Origin of the sequence: Vibrio sp. 2092, from assembly GCF_033339635.1 — a bacterium.
GTDB lineage: Bacteria > Pseudomonadota > Gammaproteobacteria > Enterobacterales > Vibrionaceae > Vibrio > Vibrio alginolyticus.
Window position 1 is genome coordinate 1 of sequence record NZ_JAWOUY010000029.1, and the last position, 19212, is coordinate 19212.

16 protein-coding genes are annotated in these 19212 nt (G+C 45.7%); 13 read left to right on the forward strand and 3 right to left on the reverse strand.

From position 1 onward, the window contains the following. Nucleotides 1-696 precede the first annotated feature (696 nt). Nucleotides 697-1824 (reverse strand): tRNA epoxyqueuosine(34) reductase QueG, encoded by a 1128-nt coding sequence (queG, locus tag R7P80_RS27715; protein ID WP_047103952.1) that lies wholly within the window; start codon nucleotides 1822-1824, stop codon nucleotides 697-699. A gap of 276 nt (nucleotides 1825-2100) precedes the next feature. Between queG and tsaE the strand changes: the two genes are divergently transcribed. The 8 genes from tsaE to hflC all read left to right on the forward strand — a co-directional run bounded on the left by tsaE (nucleotide 2101) and on the right by hflC (nucleotide 11248). Next, on the forward strand, nucleotides 2101-2565 hold the full coding sequence (gene tsaE / locus R7P80_RS27720; protein WP_005381372.1) for a tRNA (adenosine(37)-N6)-threonylcarbamoyltransferase complex ATPase subunit type 1 TsaE: 465 nt from the start codon (nucleotides 2101-2103) through the stop codon (nucleotides 2563-2565). Next, the gene (locus R7P80_RS27725; RefSeq protein ID WP_047103954.1) at nucleotides 2559-4268 is read left to right on the forward strand and encodes an N-acetylmuramoyl-L-alanine amidase; all 1710 of its coding nucleotides are present in this window, start codon (nucleotides 2559-2561) and stop codon (nucleotides 4266-4268) included. Before tsaE ends, R7P80_RS27725 begins: the two co-directional genes overlap by 7 nt. Before the next feature lie 18 nt (nucleotides 4269-4286). Next, on the forward strand, nucleotides 4287-6299 hold the full coding sequence (mutL, locus tag R7P80_RS27730; RefSeq protein ID WP_047103956.1) for a DNA mismatch repair endonuclease MutL: 2013 nt from the start codon (nucleotides 4287-4289) through the stop codon (nucleotides 6297-6299). Further along, nucleotides 6296-7228: a tRNA (adenosine(37)-N6)-dimethylallyltransferase MiaA gene (gene miaA, locus R7P80_RS27735; protein ID WP_047103958.1), complete on the forward strand. Its 933-nt coding sequence runs from the start codon at nucleotides 6296-6298 to the stop codon at nucleotides 7226-7228. Before mutL ends, miaA begins: the two co-directional genes overlap by 4 nt. A 194-nt stretch (nucleotides 7229-7422) precedes the next feature. Further along, entirely contained in the window at nucleotides 7423-7686 is a 264-nt protein-coding gene (hfq, locus tag R7P80_RS27740; protein ID WP_005381379.1) for an RNA chaperone Hfq, read from the forward strand. A gap of 38 nt (nucleotides 7687-7724) precedes the next feature. Further along, nucleotides 7725-9014 (forward strand): ribosome rescue GTPase HflX, encoded by a 1290-nt coding sequence (gene hflX / locus R7P80_RS27745; protein ID WP_005381380.1) that lies wholly within the window; start codon nucleotides 7725-7727, stop codon nucleotides 9012-9014. 45 nt (nucleotides 9015-9059) lie between these two features. After that, nucleotides 9060-10265, forward strand: coding sequence for an FtsH protease activity modulator HflK (gene hflK, locus R7P80_RS27750; RefSeq protein WP_017633728.1), 1206 nt, complete (start codon nucleotides 9060-9062; stop codon nucleotides 10263-10265). Nucleotides 10266-10267: 2 nt separating this feature from the next. After that, nucleotides 10268-11248 (forward strand): protease modulator HflC, encoded by a 981-nt coding sequence (gene hflC / locus R7P80_RS27755; RefSeq protein WP_005381382.1) that lies wholly within the window; start codon nucleotides 10268-10270, stop codon nucleotides 11246-11248. Nucleotides 11249-11311: 63 nt separating this feature from the next. On the opposite strand, the gene R7P80_RS27760 is transcribed toward hflC, so the two are convergent. Then, a complete protein-coding gene (locus tag R7P80_RS27760) occupies nucleotides 11312-11497 on the reverse strand; it encodes a DUF2065 domain-containing protein (protein ID WP_005381383.1) in 186 nt (61 codons plus the stop codon). A 172-nt stretch (nucleotides 11498-11669) separates the two neighbouring features. Here R7P80_RS27760 and R7P80_RS27765 point away from each other — a divergent pair, with 172 nt between their 5' ends. After that, complete coding sequence (locus tag R7P80_RS27765) at nucleotides 11670-12986, forward strand: adenylosuccinate synthase (protein WP_005381385.1); 1317 nt, start codon at nucleotides 11670-11672, stop codon at nucleotides 12984-12986. A 216-nt stretch (nucleotides 12987-13202) separates the two neighbouring features. Further along, nucleotides 13203-13838 (forward strand): flagellar protein MotX, encoded by a 636-nt coding sequence (motX, locus tag R7P80_RS27770; RefSeq protein ID WP_005381388.1) that lies wholly within the window; start codon nucleotides 13203-13205, stop codon nucleotides 13836-13838. An 80-nt stretch (nucleotides 13839-13918) separates the two neighbouring features. Here the strand turns inward: motX and hmpA are convergent, their stop codons facing one another. Then, nucleotides 13919-15103 carry an NO-inducible flavohemoprotein gene (gene hmpA / locus R7P80_RS27775; RefSeq protein ID WP_225492174.1) on the reverse strand — a complete coding sequence of 395 codons (1185 nt, stop codon included), beginning with the start codon at nucleotides 15101-15103 and terminating at the stop codon, nucleotides 13919-13921. A gap of 157 nt (nucleotides 15104-15260) precedes the next feature. On the opposite strand from hmpA, the gene nsrR reads away from it, so the two are divergent. The 3 genes from nsrR (at nucleotide 15261) to rlmB (ending at nucleotide 19120) form a co-directional block, all read left to right on the forward strand. Then, nucleotides 15261-15686 carry a nitric oxide-sensing transcriptional repressor NsrR gene (gene nsrR / locus R7P80_RS27780; RefSeq protein ID WP_005381392.1) on the forward strand — a complete coding sequence of 142 codons (426 nt, stop codon included), beginning with the start codon at nucleotides 15261-15263 and terminating at the stop codon, nucleotides 15684-15686. 115 nt (nucleotides 15687-15801) lie between these two features. After that, on the forward strand, nucleotides 15802-18309 hold the full coding sequence (gene rnr, locus R7P80_RS27785) for a ribonuclease R (RefSeq protein ID WP_225492172.1): 2508 nt from the start codon (nucleotides 15802-15804) through the stop codon (nucleotides 18307-18309). 67 nt (nucleotides 18310-18376) lie between these two features. Then, on the forward strand, nucleotides 18377-19120 hold the full coding sequence (rlmB, locus tag R7P80_RS27790; protein WP_047103967.1) for a 23S rRNA (guanosine(2251)-2'-O)-methyltransferase RlmB: 744 nt from the start codon (nucleotides 18377-18379) through the stop codon (nucleotides 19118-19120). The last annotated feature ends 92 nt before the right edge of the window (nucleotides 19121-19212 follow it).

Genomic DNA, 19212 nt, shown 5'->3' on the forward strand with positions numbered 1-19212 from the left:
GCGGGGTGGAGCAGCTTGGTAGCTCGTCGGGCTCATAACCCGAAGGTCGTCGGTTCAAATCCGGCCCCCGCAACCAAATACAAGACGATAGATTGAGTACTTATTTAGTATACAATTGTTAAGTCGTCTACGGATGCGCCGCTTGATTCAACGCCTGCTTCTCGCAACCAATCACATCGCTCTTTTCATAATGCTGCGAAGCATGAATCCCCAAAAGCTAAACTTTTATCCGCATCATATGATGTCGGACGATTTCGTTTGTGTTTAAAACACGATATGAATCGGCTGACGTACAAGTATGATGAGGCTTCGCGTGTTTTATCTACTTTAATTAACAGAGTTATCCACATACGTCGTTCTGTGGATAAGTTGGTTGATAAAGTGTTTTTAGCTTGACTTTTTATGATGGGGAAGAAAGATCTTTTCTCTAAAGTGAAGTGGAAACAACAAAGAAATATCAATTAAATCTTTGTTATATAAAGAAAAAATAAGTTTTTTGTCGGATCGAGTACGTTAAAATACGATCATTAACTGGTATTTTTTTGATCCTAGTCATTTCTCCGAACTGTGTTTAACTTTTTTCTGCTAGCTTGTTTTTCTTGAATCTCAAATTTTTTTCCACATTACAAAATTGAGAACAAGGTCATGAATTGAACATGCAAAAGTACTTTCAATCTCTTGCATATAGACTACGCTCTATGCGTCTCTCGGCAGTCCCTTCTCGACTATCCTTATTAAGCGTTGCTTTTTCGTCTCTATAGATGAATTACTCTCAGTGGGGAGTTGATTCAGTTGCTCTGTCAAAGCCCATTTAATGTGCTCATCAAGTAATTTATTTTCACCTTGCCGACTTTCCAGCGCATCTATGATTCGCTGACTATATTCTGCATTACCAAGTGCGACAGCGATGTTACGTAGCCACTGTATATGACCAATACGACGGATAGCGGAGCCTTCCATATTTTTTAGAAAAGTCGCTTCATCCCAGTTAAACATGTCGACGAGGTCAGGGTTTTTGAAACTGTCACGACGGTGGAAATCATCTTGTTCCGTTATGTCGGCGTAGCGGTTCCATGGGCAAACCAATTGACAGTCGTCACAACCATAAATGCGGTTACCCATTGGCTTTCGAAACTCTTCAGGAATCACGCCATCGAACTCGATGGTGAGATAAGAGATACAACGCCGGGCATCGACAACTTTGTCTTCAATGATGGCTTGTGTTGGGCATGATGTAATGCATGCTTTGCATTTACCGCACTGATCAACGCTTGGCTCATCAACGGGTAGTGGTAAGTCGACAAGTAGTTCACCTAAAAAGAACCACGATCCACAGTCTTGATCTAAAATCAGGGAATGTTTCCCGGTCCAACCTAAGCCCGCTTTTTGGGCGAGAGGTCGCTCTAATATTGGTGCGGAATCAACGAAAGGTCGGTAACCATATTGACCAACCTCTTGTTCAATAAGTTTGCCGAGCTTATTTAGCTGCTTTCTGACGAGCTTGTGATAATCGCGCCCTAGTGCGTAGCGGCTAATATAGGCATGACTTTTATTCGCGAGGTTCGAAGCGAATTGAGCCTCTGGTGGCAGATAGTCCATCCGGACGCTGATAACACGAACGGTTCCCGGGAGTAGCTCATGGGGTCTAGCACGCATCATACCGTGACGAGCCATCCAATCCATTGAGCCGTGATAGCCTGCATCAAGCCATTTTTGTAGTGCTGCTTCATGTTCACTCAGATCAACGTCGCAGATCCCAACTTTTTGGAAGCCGAGTTCTTTTCCCCAAACTTTGATTTGTTGTGCGAGTTGTTCGTAGTTCATATTAACCACCGGAATAAAGGGGGGCGGATCTTAACGGATCTCTGGCTTTGGTGCTACCCAGTTAGGTACGTTTTTGATGTTGTGAATACTGCTTATTGAAGTCATTTGCATATATTCTAAATCTAGGTCGATACTAAGATGATTAAGATACCGTTTATTGGATACTTTTTTCGCACATATGACATTTGAAAGCTTGTCTCTCAAAACCAACACGGTTTACTATTCCTGTTCTTTTGATTTTTATATAGTCAACGATCATTAGTTAGAGAAGCATCAATGAGCACGAAACAATTCAATTTAAAAGATGAGCATGAAACGGTTGCACTAGGCACCGCTTTGGCTCAGCTTTGTTCCCAGCAAACCACAATTTATCTGCATGGTGATTTGGGTGCAGGTAAAACAACCTTTAGTCGTGGTTTTGTCCGTGCTCTTGGTCACCAAGGTAACGTGAAAAGTCCAACTTATACTCTAGTCGAACCGTACCAGTTGGATCAGTGGCAAGTATATCACTTCGACCTTTATCGTCTTGCGGATCCTGAAGAGCTTGAGTTTATGGGGATTCGAGACTATTTCACAGACGATGCGATTTGCTTGGTTGAATGGCCTGAAAAAGGGCATGGCTTACTGCCACAACCGGATCTTGATGTAAACATTCGCTACCAAGGTGAGCAACGTGTAGCCGAACTAACAGCTAATAATGATTATGGTGTGCAGTTACTCAGTCGATTGGAGCTATGTTGAGTTTTTCTAATTTTAGAGTAGTGGCGACGTTTGTCGCCACTTTTCTCCTTCTCATCCCCAATTTAGCATTTGCTAACGTCGTTAAGAGTTTTCGAGTTTGGCCTTCACCTGATGAAACACGTGTTGTCATCGATTTAGGCTCGGAAGCTGACTATTCCTATTTCTCTTTATCAGGGCCGGATCGCCTTGTCGTGGATTTAAAAAGCACGACGATGCAGGCCAAACTGCCTGTTACTGTTACGGATAGCCCTGTTTTAAAACTGGTACGAAAAAGCTCGCCTCCAGAGAAGGGCACTTATCGTTTGGTGTTTGAACTAAAAAAGAGCGTTCAAGCGGAATTATTTAAATTAAGCCCAACACCAGGTGGGCAGTATGGTCACCGCTTGGTGATTGATTTACCGCACGGTAAGAAGGCATCGACCTCTAAACCGAGTAAGCCAGCGGCGGCCAGCAAAGACATGAGTTCAGTTCAACGAGCTCAAGAAGTGTTAATTGTTATCGACCCTGGTCACGGTGGGGAAGACCCTGGCTCTATTGGCCCTTCACGTCGTAAGTACGAGAAAGATGCGGTATTGAGTATCTCAAGAAAAATTGCTGCTCAGCTCGATGCGACTCCTGGTATTAAAACGCGCATGACTCGTACGGGAGATTACTTTGTAAACTTAAACCGTCGTGTCGCGATTGCTCGTGAAAATGATGCACACTTACTGATCTCCATTCACGCTGATGCGTTTACCTCACCGAAGCCTCGCGGTGGTTCGGTCTTCGTACTAAATACTCGTCGTGCAAATACCGAAATTGCTCGTTGGGTCGAGAACCATGAGAAACAGTCTGAGTTATTGGGCGGCTCGGGTAATGCGTTCTTCACGAAGACAAAAGATCGTAATGTGAACCAAACTTTGCTGGACTTGCAGTTTAGTCACTCACAAAAAGAAGGCTATAAACTGGCAACAGAAATCCTAGGTGAGATGGGACGTGTTGCGCACCTGCATAACACCAAACCGATCAACACCAGCCTTGCGGTTTTACGCTCTCCACAGATTCCGTCTGTGCTAGTGGAAACGGGCTTTATTTCTAACCCAACAGAAGAGCGTTTACTGTTTCAACGAGCGCACCAAGATAAGTTAGCTCAGGCTATCACTAAGGCGGTCGTCAAGTACTTAAAAGATAACCCACCAGAGGGTACGGTGTTCTCGCCTTCAGCGAAGCCAGTGGTACATATTGTAAAGCGTGGCGAGTCATTATCGGTGATCGCGAACAAATATGGGCTTAGCTCTAAAGCGCTGATGTCGGCAAACAACTTGAAGTCGACAGGCTTGGCAATTGGTCAGAAGCTCAACATTCCTTCTGCTGGTACGATTAAAGTGCCAAGTAAACCGATTACTGTTGAGACAGAAACCATTACGCACAAGGTTAAGTCTGGTGAGTTCTTAGGTAAGATTGCGAATCACTATAAAGTGAAGGTTTCAGATATCCGCCGAGAGAATAACTTGAAGTCAGATACCTTGTGGGTAGGGCAAAAGTTGAAGATAACGGTCGCGGTAAAAGATAAACCGATTCGTAAGCACAAGGTTTCTCGGGGTGAGTTCCTTGGCAAAATAGCGTCCAAATACGGCGTTAGCGTATCGAGCATTCGTAAAGCGAATAACTTACGCTCTGATCAGCTAGCGGTTGGGCAAGTCCTGATCATTCCAAACAAGTAGGTGAGCTTCTAACTCATTATGACGATTAAAATTTTGCCAGCCAGACTTGCAAACCAAATCGCCGCAGGGGAAGTGGTCGAAAGACCTGCTTCTGTGATTAAAGAGCTGGTTGAAAATAGTCTTGATTCTGGCGCAACTCGAATCGATATCGATATCGAGAAAGGAGGCGCAAAGCTGATTCGTGTTCGTGATAACGGAAAAGGTATCGCGAAAGATGAACTCGGCTTAGCGCTCAGTCGTCATGCGACATCTAAGATACATACCTTAGATGATCTCGAAGCCATTATGAGTCTAGGTTTTCGCGGTGAAGCGTTAGCCAGTATTAGCTCAGTCTCGCGTTTGACGCTCACGTCGCGTCCTGCGGCACAAGAAGAAGCCTGGAGTGCCTACTCCGAAGGGCGTGATATGCAGGTGAAGCTTAAGCCAGCAGCGCACCCGATTGGCACTACCGTTGAGGTGTTGGACTTATTTTTTAATACTCCAGCGCGTCGCAAGTTTCTTCGTACGGAGAAAACCGAATTTGCTCATATTGATGAGTTATTGAAACGCATTGCGTTAAGCCGCTTTGATGTCACCATCAATGTGCGTCATAACGGCAAGATCATCCGTCAATATCGCGCGGCGAAAAATCAGCTTCAAACCGAAAAGCGTATTGCTGCTGTCTGCGGTAATGCGTTTGTGCGGCATATGCTCAGAATCGAGCTTGAGCATCAAGGGTTAAAGTTACATGGGTGGATTACCACACCAGAGGGAGCAAGGCAGCAAAGCGATTTACAATATTGCTATGTGAATGGCCGAATGATGCGTGACAAATTAATCAATCACGCGATTCGTCAAAGCTATGAAATGAGCTTAAAGCCAGATCAGTTTGCTGCGTATGTGCTCTTTATTGAGCTGGATCCGCACCAAGTAGATGTGAATGTTCACCCTGCTAAGCATGAAGTGCGTTTCCACCAAGCTCGTTTGGTGCATGATTTCATCTATCAAGCTTTGACGGATGCACTTTCACAAAGCGCAGTGATTGATAAACCACAGGTGAATGAATCGGCATTTCATCGCGTGGAACCAACTGAATCCGAAGAGATTGAGCATTCGCCAGAGCCTGAAAAAGTACAAGAGCCAGCATCTTCACCAGTACCAGAGCGGGTTTATCAAGCGATAGAGAGTACACCGGCTTATCCTGGACGCAGTGATTATGAAGTGAAGCCTCGTAATAGCGGTCTTAGTGAGACCTCCGTGCGAGAGGCGCGCGTAGTGGAGTCATTCAAACGTAATGATTGGGTGGAATCCAAACCCGCACCAAAGCCAAGTCACAGTAAAGAGCGCCACGTAGAACCAGCGCCAACTAAACAAGAAGTACGCGCTTATCACGAGCTGCTGAAAACGCCAGAGTTTGAGGCTCAGGCAGTCACTCCAATAGCGCCCCAAACGATAACTTCGCAAACATCAATGCCATCGATTACTGCATTAGGCAAAGCGCTGATGGTGGTCGATGAACAATTTGTTTTGATGAGCAGTGACAGTGGGGCGGCGTTAGTCTCGTTACCTAGAGCAGAATTTTATCGTATAAAAGGCCAGCTCACTCCAAGCGATGGTGCACTTAAGGCACAACCTCTGCTTGTTCCTCTATCTATTAAGTTAGAGGCCGAATTAGTGAGACTGGCCCAAGATTATCAACAAGATTTGGCATTGCTTGGTATTCAATTGAAAGCGAGAAACGAGCACGCCTTAATGGTGATGGGCGTCCCAGCTCCGCTGCGTCAACAAAACTTACAAAATTTAGTACCAGATCTGTTATCTTACGCGCAATCTTGTGTGAACGAAGGTATAGCAGCGGCTCAGATGCTGTCTGAGTTGATAGATTGGCTCGCATTACAGGTCACGACAGTGAAGAGTCACTATACTTTTTCTGAAGCCATTCAAATTATTGCGGAACTTGAACAGCTAAGACATGGTCAATTGCCATTAGAAGATACAAAATTCGTATCCGCTGTTGATTTCTCTGCCACGATAGCCAAATTAAAACCATGACAGATAAACTACCTTTGGCGCTATTTTTAATGGGGCCAACTGCATCAGGCAAAACTGAGCTGGCGATTCGTCTTCGTCAAAAATTTCCGATTGAGATCATCAGTGTTGATTCTGCTTTGATCTACAAAGGGATGGATATCGGTACGGCGAAACCGGATGAAAAAGAGTTAAGTTTGGCGCCTCATCGCTTGATAGATATTTTGGATCCAAGTGAATCTTACTCTGTCGCCGACTTTCGTCGAGATGCATTGAAAGCGATGGATGATATTGTTGCAGAAGGAAAAATTCCACTTCTTGTGGGTGGAACAATGCTGTATTACAAGGCGTTACTTGAAGGTTTATCACCACTTCCTGCTGCAAATCCTGAAATTCGTCAGCAAATTGAACAAGAGGCATTGACTAAAGGTTGGTCAGTGTTGCACGATGAACTCAAAGAGGTTGATCCTGTGTCAGCCGCGAGAATCCATCCCAATGATCCCCAACGTTTATCTCGGGCATTGGAAGTTTTTCGCATTTCAGGTAAAACTTTGACTGAATTGACTCAAACGAAAGGTGAAAGCCTACCATACCGAGTCAAGCAGTTTGCAATAGCTCCCAAGGATAGGGCAGAACTTCACCGTCGGATTGAACTCCGTTTCGAGAAGATGATGGAAGCGGGCTTTGAAGAAGAAATGAAAGCGTTATATTCGCGAAAAGATCTTCACCCCGATCTTCCTTCCATACGATGCGTCGGTTACCGACAGATGTGGGAGTATTTAGATGGGGAGTGTACACGTGACGAAGCGGTATTTCGTGGCGTATGCGCGACTCGTCAATTGGCCAAGCGTCAAATCACCTGGTTACGCAGCTGGGATGATTTAACTTGGTTGGATAGCGAGAACATTGAACAGGCATTAGAAACGATGTCGGAAGCAATAGCATCTGATTGACATAGCTGTGTATAATGTGATCGTTTTTGCGTGAACGCACTCTCAAAGGATCTGTTGTTGGCGGTTTTTATACTATGCTGCTAATTACTTAGAGTGCATTTTTGATTCGTTTAGCTCAGATGCAAAAGCCGTATCTTTTGCATTGCACCACTAGCTAAATAATTACAACTACAAATTAAATAAGGAAAATAAAAATGGCTAAGGGGCAATCTCTACAAGACCCATTTCTAAACGCGCTACGTCGTGAGCGTATCCCGGTATCTATCTACCTTGTGAATGGTATTAAACTACAAGGTCAGATCGAATCATTCGATCAATTTGTGATCCTGCTGAAGAATACTGTTAACCAAATGGTGTACAAGCACGCGATCTCAACAGTTGTGCCGGCTCGTCCAGTGAGCCATCACAGCGGTGAACGTCCACAAGGTGAGCGTCCACAAGAGAAATCTGAAGATTAATTCTTCATCGAGTATTTTTAAAATAAGGAGTTGATTGCTTGTTTGACCGTTATGAATCCGGTGAGCGAGCCGTACTTGTTCATATCAACTTCACGCAAGAAGGTGAATGGGAAGATCTGGCTGAGTTCGAAATGCTGGTTTCTTCTGCTGGGGTAGAGGCGCTACAAGTGGTAACTGGTAGTCGTCAATCCCCACACCCGAAATACTATGTCGGAGAGGGTAAGGCCCAAGAGATTGCTACAGCGGTACAATCAACGGGTGCCGAAATTGTGATTTTTAATCACGCCCTCTCTCCTGCCCAAGAACGTAACCTCGAAGCACTGTGCCAATGTCGAGTTCTCGACCGCACTGGTCTTATTCTCGATATCTTTGCTCAACGAGCTCGAACACACGAAGGTAAGCTACAGGTAGAGCTGGCTCAACTTCGTCATATCTCTACTCGTTTGATTCGTGGTTGGACACACCTTGAAAGGCAGAAAGGTGGTATCGGTTTACGTGGCCCGGGTGAAACCCAGCTGGAAACCGACCGTCGCTTATTGCGTGACAGAATCAAAGCCATCCTGCGACGCTTAGACAAAGTAGCGAAGCAGCGTGAACAAGGGCGCCGCGCCCGAAATCGAGCTGAAATCCCAACGGTTTCACTTGTGGGTTACACCAACGCGGGTAAGTCGACACTCTTCAACCGTATTACAGAAGCTGGCGTGTACGCGGCTGATCAATTATTTGCTACTTTGGACCCGACTTTACGTAAGATAGAGTTAGCAGATGTTGGTCCTGCCATCTTGGCAGACACGGTTGGTTTTATTCGACATTTGCCACACGACTTGGTTGCGGCCTTCAAGGCAACCTTGCAGGAAACGCAAGAAGCTGACATTTTGTTACATGTTGTTGATGCCAGTGATGAGCGTTTTCGTGAGAATATTCAAGCTGTTCATGAAGTACTAGAAGAGATCGACGCGCATGAAGTGCCGACTCTGGTTGTCATGAACAAAATCGACAATCTAGATTCGCAGAAACCACGTATAGAACGAGACGAGGAAGGCGTACCTCGCGCAGTTTGGGTTTCAGCAATGGATGGGTTGGGCATTGATGTCCTGTTTGAGGCTCTGACGGAACGTCTGGCGTCACAAATGGTCGAGCATCAGTTGCGAATTCCTCCACAGTATCAAGGACGATTCCGTAGTACCTTCTTCCAAATGAAGTGTATTCAACGTGAGGAATATGACCAGGATGGTAACTTGTTGATCGATATTCGAATGCAGCAAGTAGATTGGTCTAGACTTGAAAAAAGAGAAGGGGCAGTTTTGACTGGCTTTATAGTCACTTAAAGGACTGCTACAGTATAACGTCATATCAAATGATGGAGCTTTCTAATGGCGTGGAATGAGCCTGGAAATAACAACGGCAACAATGGCCGCGATAATGACCCTTGGGGTAATAATAATCGTGGTGGCCAGCGTCCTGGTGGCCGAGATCAAGGTCCGCCAGATTTAGATGAAGTGTTCAACAAACTGAGTCAAAAGCTGGGCGGCAAGTTTGGTAAAAAAGGCGGCGGTGGTTCTCCAATCGGCGGCGGTGGTGGTAGTGCAATTGGCTTTGGCGTGATTGCTCTGATTGCTGTTGCAGTTTGGTTCTTCGCTGGTTTTTACACCATCGGTGAAGCAGAGCGTGGTGTTGTACTGCGTTTAGGTAAATACGATCGTATCGTAGACCCAGGTCTTAACTGGCGTCCTCGCTTTATTGATGAGTACGAAGCGGTAAACGTACAAGCGATTCGTTCACTACGTGCATCTGGTCTAATGCTGACCAAAGATGAAAACGTTGTAACAGTTGCGATGGATGTTCAGTACCGAGTGACTGACCCATACAAATACTTGTACCGTGTAACCAATGCAGACGACAGCTTGCGTCAAGCAACGGATTCTGCACTACGTGCAGTAATTGGTGACTCATTGATGGATAGCATTCTAACCAGTGGTCGTCAGCAAATTCGTCAAACTACGCAAGAAACACTGAACCAAATCATTGATAGCTATGATATGGGTCTGGTACTTGTTGATGTGAACTTCCAGTCTGCTCGTCCACCAGAGCAAGTGAAAGATGCGTTTGATGATGCAATCGCAGCACGTGAGGATGAAGAGCGTTTCATTCGTGAAGCTGAAGCATACAAGAACGAAATCTTGCCTAAGGCAACGGGTCGTGCAGAGCGTTTGAAGAAAGAAGCACAAGGTTACAATGAGCGTGTCACTAACGAGGCTCTTGGTCAGGTAGCACAGTTCGAAAAACTACTACCAGAATACCAAGCAGCGCCTGGTGTAACGCGTGATCGTCTGTACATTGACGCAATGGAAGAGGTGTACTCAAGCACTTCGAAAGTGTTGATTGACTCGGAATCAAGCGGCAATCTTCTTTACCTTCCAATCGATAAGTTGGCGGGACAAGAGGGCAAAGCAGATACCAAACGTAAATCGAAGTCATCTTCAACTTATGATCAAATTCAACTTGAGTCTGATCGTACACAAGAAGACACTTCGAACACGCAGTCTCGTTCAACAGGTTCACGTCAAGGGAGATACTAAGAATGCGTAAGTTAATGATCCCTGTACTGGTAATCGCACTGGCATTAATGTTGATGTCTTTGTTTGTGATTCCTGAAGGTGAGCGCGGTATCGTGGTTCGATTTGGTCGTGTCTTGAAAGACAACAACGACATCACTCGAATTTACGAGCCTGGTCTGCATTTCAAGATGCCTTTGTTTGACCGTGTGAAACAACTTGATGCACGTATCCAAACAATGGATGGCCGTGCAGACCGTTTCGTAACGTCTGAGAAAAAAGACGTTATCATTGATACCTACGTGAAGTGGCGTATTGAAGATTTTGGTCGCTACTACCTCGCGACTGGCGGTGGTAACTCGCTAACGGCAGAGGCACTACTTGAGCGTAAAGTGACGGACGTGCTTCGTTCTGAAATCGGTGCTCGTGAAATCAAACAGATCGTATCTGGTCCACGTAACGATGATGTGCTACCAGAAGACGCAAGTGCCGATGTTGTCGCAACTGAAGCGGCTCGTGAGGCGCTTGAGATTGATGGTGAACGCGACCTAATCATGTCTGAAGTATTGAAAGACACGCGTGAAAGCGCAATGAAAGACTTGGGTGTTCGTGTCGTTGATTTCCGAATGAAGAAAATCAACCTGCCTGATGAAATCAGTGAGTCTATCTACCGTCGTATGCGTGCGGAGCGTGAGTCCGTTGCTCGTAAGCACCGTTCTCAAGGTCGTGAAAAGGCGGAAGTTATTCGTGCTCAAGCAGAACTAGAAGTAGCAACTATTCTAGCTGAAGCTGATAAAACTGCGCGTGTGACACGAGGTGAAGCGGATGCTGAAGCTGCGAAGATTTATGCTGAAGCGTACAACAAAGACCCTGAGTTCTTTAGCTTCCTACGCTCGCTACGTGCGTATGAGAAGTCCTTCAGCTCTAAGAGCGATATTCTGGTGCTTGATCCGAAGAGTGAGTTCTTCCAATACATGAACCAGTCGAAGGGCAGCATGGAGAAATAATCTCCGCGTCTCATTGAAATAAAAGGCTCCTTAGGGAGCCTTTTTTGTATCTGATGCTAAGTGTTAGCTCATCATGATGGCGATGACGGCTCCAGCAACTACTAGGCAGCCACCGATGCGTCGTAGCTGATTGTTGGGTTGTTCACTTAATTGAGCCACCATATTCCGCCAACCGTTAGGAGCAATCAGTGGCCCAATGCCTTCCACGATCAAGACGAGCCCAATCGCCAACCATATGGATTCAGACATAGCGCTTTCCAGTCGAATAGAGAAAGCTAAATACTATCAGTGATATGCTGATTTCAAAATGAACAAAGCGGCAAGATGACATTCTGGTAGCGACTCTGTGAACAAAAAATGACTGCAAGAAGTGAGATTCGGTGCTAGAATCCATTTTTAACTAGCAATCAGACTTGGAAAGATGGGAAATAACGTAGTCGTTCTAGGCACCCAATGGGGTGACGAAGGTAAAGGTAAAATCGTAGACCTTTTAACTGAAGATGCAAAATACGTGGTACGCTACCAAGGCGGTCACAACGCAGGTCACACTCTCGTAATTGACGGTGAAAAAACCGTTCTTCACTTAATTCCATCAGGTATCCTTCGCGATAACGTAAAATGTGTTATCGGTAACGGTGTTGTACTATCACCTGAAGCTCTACTTAAAGAAATGAAGCCTCTTGAAGAGCGCGGTATTCCAGTACGCGAGCGTCTTTTCATTTCTGAAGCATGTCCGCTAATTCTTCCTTACCACGTTGCAATGGACCAAGCTCGCGAAATCGCTCGCGGTAAAAAAGCTATCGGTACTACTGGTCGTGGTATCGGTCCAGCATACGAAGATAAAGTTGCTCGTCGCGGTCTACGCGTTGGCGACCTATTCGATATGGCGACTTTCGCAGAGAAGCTAAAAGAAGTCATGGAGTTCCATAACTTCCAACTAGTTAACTTCTACAAAGCGGAACCAGTAAGCTACGAAGAAGTACTTGAGCAAGCGAAAGGCTACGCTGAGCTACTAACTTCAATGGTTATCGACGTAACTGACGAACTAGACGCAGCACGTAAGCGCGGCGACAAGATCATGTTCGAAGGTGCACAAGGTACACTACTTGATATCGACCACGGTACTTACCCGTACGTAACGTCTTCTAACACGACTGCTGGTGGTGTTGCTGCAGGTTCTGGTTTTGGTCCTCGTCACATCGGTTACATCTTGGGTATCGCAAAAGCGTACTGTACTCGCGTTGGTGCTGGTCCATTCCCGACTGAACTATACGACGGTTTAGATAAGCAAGATCCAATTGGTAAGCACTTAGGTGAAGTTGGCCACGAGTTCGGTGCGACAACTGGTCGTCTACGTCGTACAGGTTGGTTCGATGCTGTTGCTATGCGTCGTGCAATCCAAATCAACTCTGTATCTGGTTTCTGTCTAACTAAACTAGACGTACTAGATGGTCTAGAAGAGCTAAAAATCTGTACTGGTTACAAGATGGAAGATGGCTCCGTGCTAGAAGTTTCTCCGATGGCTGCTGAAGCATTCGAAAAAGCAACGCCAATCTACGAAACAATGCCTGGTTGGTCTGAGAACACATTTGGTGCTAAGTCACTAGATGCTCTACCACAAGCAGCTCTTGACTACATCAAGCGTATTGAAGAGCTAACTGGCGTTCCAGTAGACATCATCTCTACAGGTCCTGACCGTAACGAAACTATCATCAAAGTTCACCCATTCGAAGCTTAATTGATAGCCGTTAAAGATTGCAAAAGCCGACCTTCTGGTCGGCTTTTTTGTATCTGAACAAAAACAGCGTGACTCTCATATGGCAAGCTTTTGCCGCTGAGCCTAAATCAGAGGCAAAAATTGTCTAAAGCTTAGCTGTTTTTTGCCGATAAGGTTATCAAGCAGAGGAGATCCTTCACCGATCTTTGGTTTCTTAGATACCTTAAGGGTACGTTTATGAAGTTACGAACAGTGGCTGCTTCACTGTTGTTGACCTTGGTTGCTACCACAGTGAAAGCCAATGTTGCCGATGTGGGGGCACCAGTTCCGATCTATACCGAAGCAGAGCTGATAAAGCTTATTGAGCAAAATAAGCACTTACAACGTGTGCGCGCTGATAACTGCCAGCTGGTGGAGGATATCGTAGCTCGTGCGACTCGAATTAACTTACCCGCTTATGAGTTTCTATACGGAGATATGTTGGCTTGGGGTGTGTGTGTCGAGCAAGATGTCGAACTGGGTCTTTACTACATCGAAAATGCAGCGCATCAGGGGTTACCTGCTGCACTAGAGCAGATTGGCCGATACTATTCGCGTGGCACTTTAGTACAGCAAGATAAAGAACGTGCAATTCCATATTTGCGAGAAGCTGCGTCAATGGGAAACCTAAACGCGCGTATTCATCTGGCCGAGTTGCTTTTACGTGATTATGGCAGTCCACTCGATTACGAAGATGCGTATCGTTGGTTATATAACTCTGTCACAGCAGATAAGCGGCAGCATAAGCGCATAACTGTATTGAGAAACGGCCTTGAACAGCGCATGCCACAAAACGTTATTGCTCGAGCTAAACGGCGAGACACCTTTTGGTAACGCTTCAATATTGCAAACAACTTCATACAACAAAGCCCACGTCACGTGGGCTTTGTTGTTTTCCCGATAGTTGGTAGCGCTTAAACCACTTTGTGTGGACCGAAGCATTCGTAATGGAATTGCTCTTCTGGTACGCCAAGTTCTAATAGCTGTTTCGCTACGTGCTGCATAAATCCTACAGGACCACAGAAGTATACCTGCACGTTATATTGCTTTAATGCAGCTTCAATTTCATACAGATTGACAAAGCCCGTGAAGTGGAAGTCTTCACCTAGCTTGTCTTCTGCCGTTGGTTGGTTATACCAAACGAGCGCGTTCATATTTTCTTTTTCTGCAACGAGTTGGTTTACGTGTTGCTTGAAAGCATGCTGTTGGCCATTTTCGGTTGCATGAACCCAAGTTACAGGTGCTTGATGTGCTGAGAGACTTTCTAGCATTGACAGCGTTGGAGTAAGTCCCACACCAGCAGAAATTAGAACAACGGGTGTTTGTGGTTCGGCATCCATAAAGAAATCACCGGCAGGGGCTGCAAGCTGCACTTTTTCGCCAATGTTCAGGCTATCGTGCAGGTAGTTCGACACTTTTCCGCCTTCTTCACGTTTTACTGAGATACGGTAGGTGTTCTCTTGGACCGCAGAAGACAGGCTATATTGGCGAATTTCTTGGTTTTCTAACTGGTCACTGTTGATGTAGATGCCAAGGTATTGTCCCGGTTTATACGGCGCCACTTTTTGGCCATCGGTTGGCTTGAACACAAAGCTGCAAATGTGTTCGCTCTCAATCTTTTTATCGACTAATTCAAATTCGCGTAGACCGCGCCAGCCGCCTTCCAAAGCTTCATTTTGTTGGTAAATTTGTTCTTCGCGCTGAATAAATACATTCGCAAGTACGCCGTAAGCCTCAGCCCAAGCATCCAACACTTCTTGACCTGGATTAAAAAGCTCATCGATTGTCGCAAGTAAATGCTTACCAACGATTTGGTACTGATCTTCTGTGATCAAAAAGCTCGTGTGCTTATGCGCAATTTTCTCTACTGCGCCAAGCAGAGCTGGCAAATTTTCAATATTGGCAGCATAGGCACAGATAGCGTTGAATAATGCTTCACGCTGATCGCCGTTACGCTGGTTACTCATGTTAAAAATATCTTTCAACTCAGGGTTATGAGTAAACATACGCTCGTAAAAGTGCGCGGTCAGTTTTGGTCCTGTTTCGGCGATGAGTGGTGCGGTCGCTTTGACGATCTCGATAGTTTGATTGCTGAGCATAAGGGCTTCCTACTTTAAGTTGTATTTATAATGCATGTTTAAAGTTGTATCTCAAATGTATCTTTCGATCAAGAAAAGATTTACACTTTTATCGATAGCTCAAGTTTGGGGTTTTAGCATCACCAGCGGGTTATTGAGTCGCACTTTGGGAGAGAATATGCAGTTAACTAGTTTCACTGATTATGCGTTGAGAACCTTAATTTTCTTGGCTTCGTTGCCGGAAGATGAGTTAACCAGCATTACCGAAGTGACGGATTTATTTGGTGTGTCGCGCAACCATATGGTTAAAGTTATCAATCGGTTAGGGCAGTTGGGTTATGTCCATACCGTGCGCGGAAAAAACGGTGGTATCCGGCTGATGAAGCCTGCGTCTGAAATCACAGTCGGTGGTGTTGTGCGCGATTTAGAGCCGTTAGATTTAGTCAACTGTGGTGTGGATTTTTGCCATATTACCCCTGCTTGCCGCCTCAAAGATAAATTGGCGAAAGCAAAAAGTGCCTTCCTGGCGGAGTTGGATGATTGCACGATTGAATCCTTGCTCAGTGACAATTCTGAACTTTTGATCTTGCTGGCTCGTCCTTAACTCATTTGCATGCCTAGAGTCGATCTCGATCATTCTTTTTTCAAAGCAATTCTGTAGCTTATCGAGAGACTCAGATATACTAGCCATATACCTTCCTTGCTAGATAGGCGTGCCTATGTCAGACAATATTCCAAACGATCCTTTTGCAGATCGTGAATCCAAAAATTACGAAAATCCAATTCCAAGCCGAGAGTTTATCATCGAGTTTCTAGAGCAAGCGGGCGTTCCAATGAATCGTAACGACTTGTTTGAGGCACTAAAGCTTGAGGGCGAAGAGCAATACGAAGGGTTGCGTCGTCGGCTACGTGCGATGGAGCGAGATGGCCAACTGGTGTTTACCCGCCGTCAGTGCTATGCATTGCCTGAAAAACTTGAAATGGTGAAAGGTTACGTGATTGGTCATCGTGATGGCCATGGTTGGGTACGTCCAGAAGGCAGCGTCGGCAAGGATGATGATATTCTGTTACCGCACCATCAGATGAAGAACATCATCCACGGTGATTTTGTCTTAGTGCAACCGACAGACAACAGCAAGCGCGGCCGCCGTGAAGGACGTTTGGTGCGTGTGCTAGAGGAGCGCAATGATCAAATCGTTGGTCGTTTCTTCCTTGAATATGGATACTCCTATGTTGTCCCAGATGACTCGCGTATCAGCCAAGATATCCTGATCCCAAATGAGCACAAAGCGGGTGCACGCATGGGTAACGTAGTCGTAATTGAAATTACTGATCGTGGCTCACGCTCACGCGGCATGATGGGTAAAGTGGTTGAAGTCCTTGGTGAAAATATGGCACCAGGTATGGAAACACAAATTGCGATTCGTACACACCAAATCCCTCACGAATGGCCAGAAGCCGTCGATAAACAAATCGAAAACTTAGGCGAAGAAGTACCAGAAGAAGCGAAAGTTGGTCGTGTGGATCTACGTGATTTGCCACTAGTGACCATTGACGGCGAAGACGCACGAGACTTTGATGATGCCGTTTACTGTGAAAAGAACCAAGAAGGTGGTTGGCGTTTATGGGTAGCGATTGCTGACGTCAGTTACTACGTTCGTCCTGACTCTGCGTTGGACAAAGAAGCGATCAATCGTGGTAACTCAGTATATTTCCCGTCGCAAGTTGTGCCGATGTTGCCAGAAGTACTGTCGAACGGTCTATGTTCGCTTAACCCGCAAGTAGATCGCTTGTGTATGGTGTGCGAAATGACCATTTCCGATACAGGTAAGCTGTCTGGTTACAAGCATTACGAGGCGGTGATGAACTCGCACGCTCGTCTCACATATAGCAAAGTGAGCGCGATTCTAGAAGGGGATGAAGAACTACGTGAGCGCTACCAGCCGCTTGTTTCTCATCTAGAAGAGTTGCACAAGATGTACAAAGTGCTGAAAGAAGCACGAGATCAACGCGGTGCAATCGAATTTGAAACCGTTGAAACCAAATTTATTTTCAATGCGGAACGAAAAATCGAAAGTATTGAGCCAGTAATTCGTAATGACGCGCATAAGATCATCGAAGAATGTATGATTTTAGCCAACATTGCTTCGGCATCGCTGGTAGAAAAAGCGAAAGAGCCCGCGCTTTATCGTATCCACGAATCTCCAGGTGAATTACGCCTGCAAGGTTTCCGTGACTTCTTAAGTGAACTTGGTCTTGAGCTAAAAGGTGGTTTAGAGCCTTCACCAACGGACTATGCTGATCTCGCACGTCAAATCTCCGGGCGTCAAGATCAAGAGTTGATTCAGACCATGCTGCTACGCTCAATGAAGCAAGCGGTATACAACGCAGATAACGCGGGGCACTTTGGGTTGGCATTGAAACGCTATGCGCACTTTACGTCGCCAATTCGTCGTTACCCTGACTTGTTACTTCACCGTGCAATCAAGTATCTGATTGCTAAAGAAGAAGGTCGTAATCAAGATCGCTGGACACCAACAGGTGGCTATCATTACTCGTTTGACGACATGGATTTTTACGGCGAACAATGTTCGATGACAGAGCGCCGTGCTGATGATGCAACACGTGATGTTGCGGATTGGCTGAAGTGTGAATATATGCAAGACCACGTCGGTGACGAACTAGACGGTGTTATTGCTAATGTCACTAGCTTTGGCTTCTTTGTACGTTTAACGGATTTGCACATCGATGGTTTGGTGCATATTTCTACCCTTGCGAACGACTACTATCAATTTGACCCGATTGGTCAACGACTTATTGGTGAAAGTTTCGGTAACATCTACCGCTTAGGTGATGCAGTAAAAGTAAAAGTACTGGCTGTTAACCTCGATGATAAGCAAATTGACTTTGAATTGGTCGAAACAAGTCGTAAGCTACGCGGCGAAGGTAAGACTGCGAAGAAACGCGCAGCGGAAGCAAAACGCAAAGCGAAAGATAAAAAACGCGCTGCGACTCGCTCTTCATCGAAAGAAGGTGGCGCGGCTCGTGCAGTTCCTGCGATAGAGCCAACTAAACGCCCAGAAGAAACGGGCGCAACGAGTAAGCGTAATAGCCCAAAACGTGGTGACGCCCAAGGCAACGAGAAGCCTAAAGTGAAAAAAGCACGTAAAAAGAAGCCGCACAGTAAGCCGAAGAAAACCAAGCGCACTAAAAAAGAAGCGCAGTAGGTTGAAGCGCCAACTTAGTTCAAACTCGGTTGGCGCAGGCAATACGACCAGAACAACAGGTTAAACAATGAGTAACGAATTTATCTACGGCATTCACGCAGTGAAGGCGGTATTGGAGCGCGAACCAGAGCGTTTTATCGAGGCGTACGTTTTAAAAGGTCGTCAAGATGATCGCCTAATGCCAATCCTAAATGATCTTCAGGTTTGTGGTGTTTCTATTCAGCAGATGACACGTAAAACCTTGGATGACAAAGCACGCGGTGCAAATCACCAAGGCATCATCGCTCGTGTGAAACCAGCGAAACAGCTGAATGAGAACGATATTGATGACATCCTTGCAAAGCACGAATCACCACTGCTCTTAGTGTTAGACGGCGTGACCGATCCACACAATCTTGGTGCGTGTTTACGTAACGCAGATGCGGCAGGTGCTGCGGCGATCATCGTACCGAAAGATCGTTCTGCGCCAATGAATGCGACGGTAAGTAAAGTCGCTTGTGGTGCAGCTGAAGTCGTACCATTGATCCGAGTGACTAACTTGGCTCGTACTATGCGTACATTGCAAGAGAAAGGCATCTGGTTTGTTGGTACTGCGGGTGAAGCAACGCACGACATCTACCAAGCCAAACTGACTGGACCTCTTGCTATCGTAATGGGGGCTGAAGGTGACGGTATGCGTCGTCTGACTCGTGAAACCTGCGACGATTTGATTAAGATCCCAATGGCTGGTAGCGTTTCAAGCTTGAACGTATCTGTGGCATCCGGCATCTGTTTGTTTGAGGCAGTTCGTCAGCGTATTGCTGCAAAGTAACGACGAAACAAACAGTTACTGTAGAATCAGACATAATGATAAAAACAAAGGATGGGGTGCCATCCTTTGTCGTTTTCACCGATTTATAAATA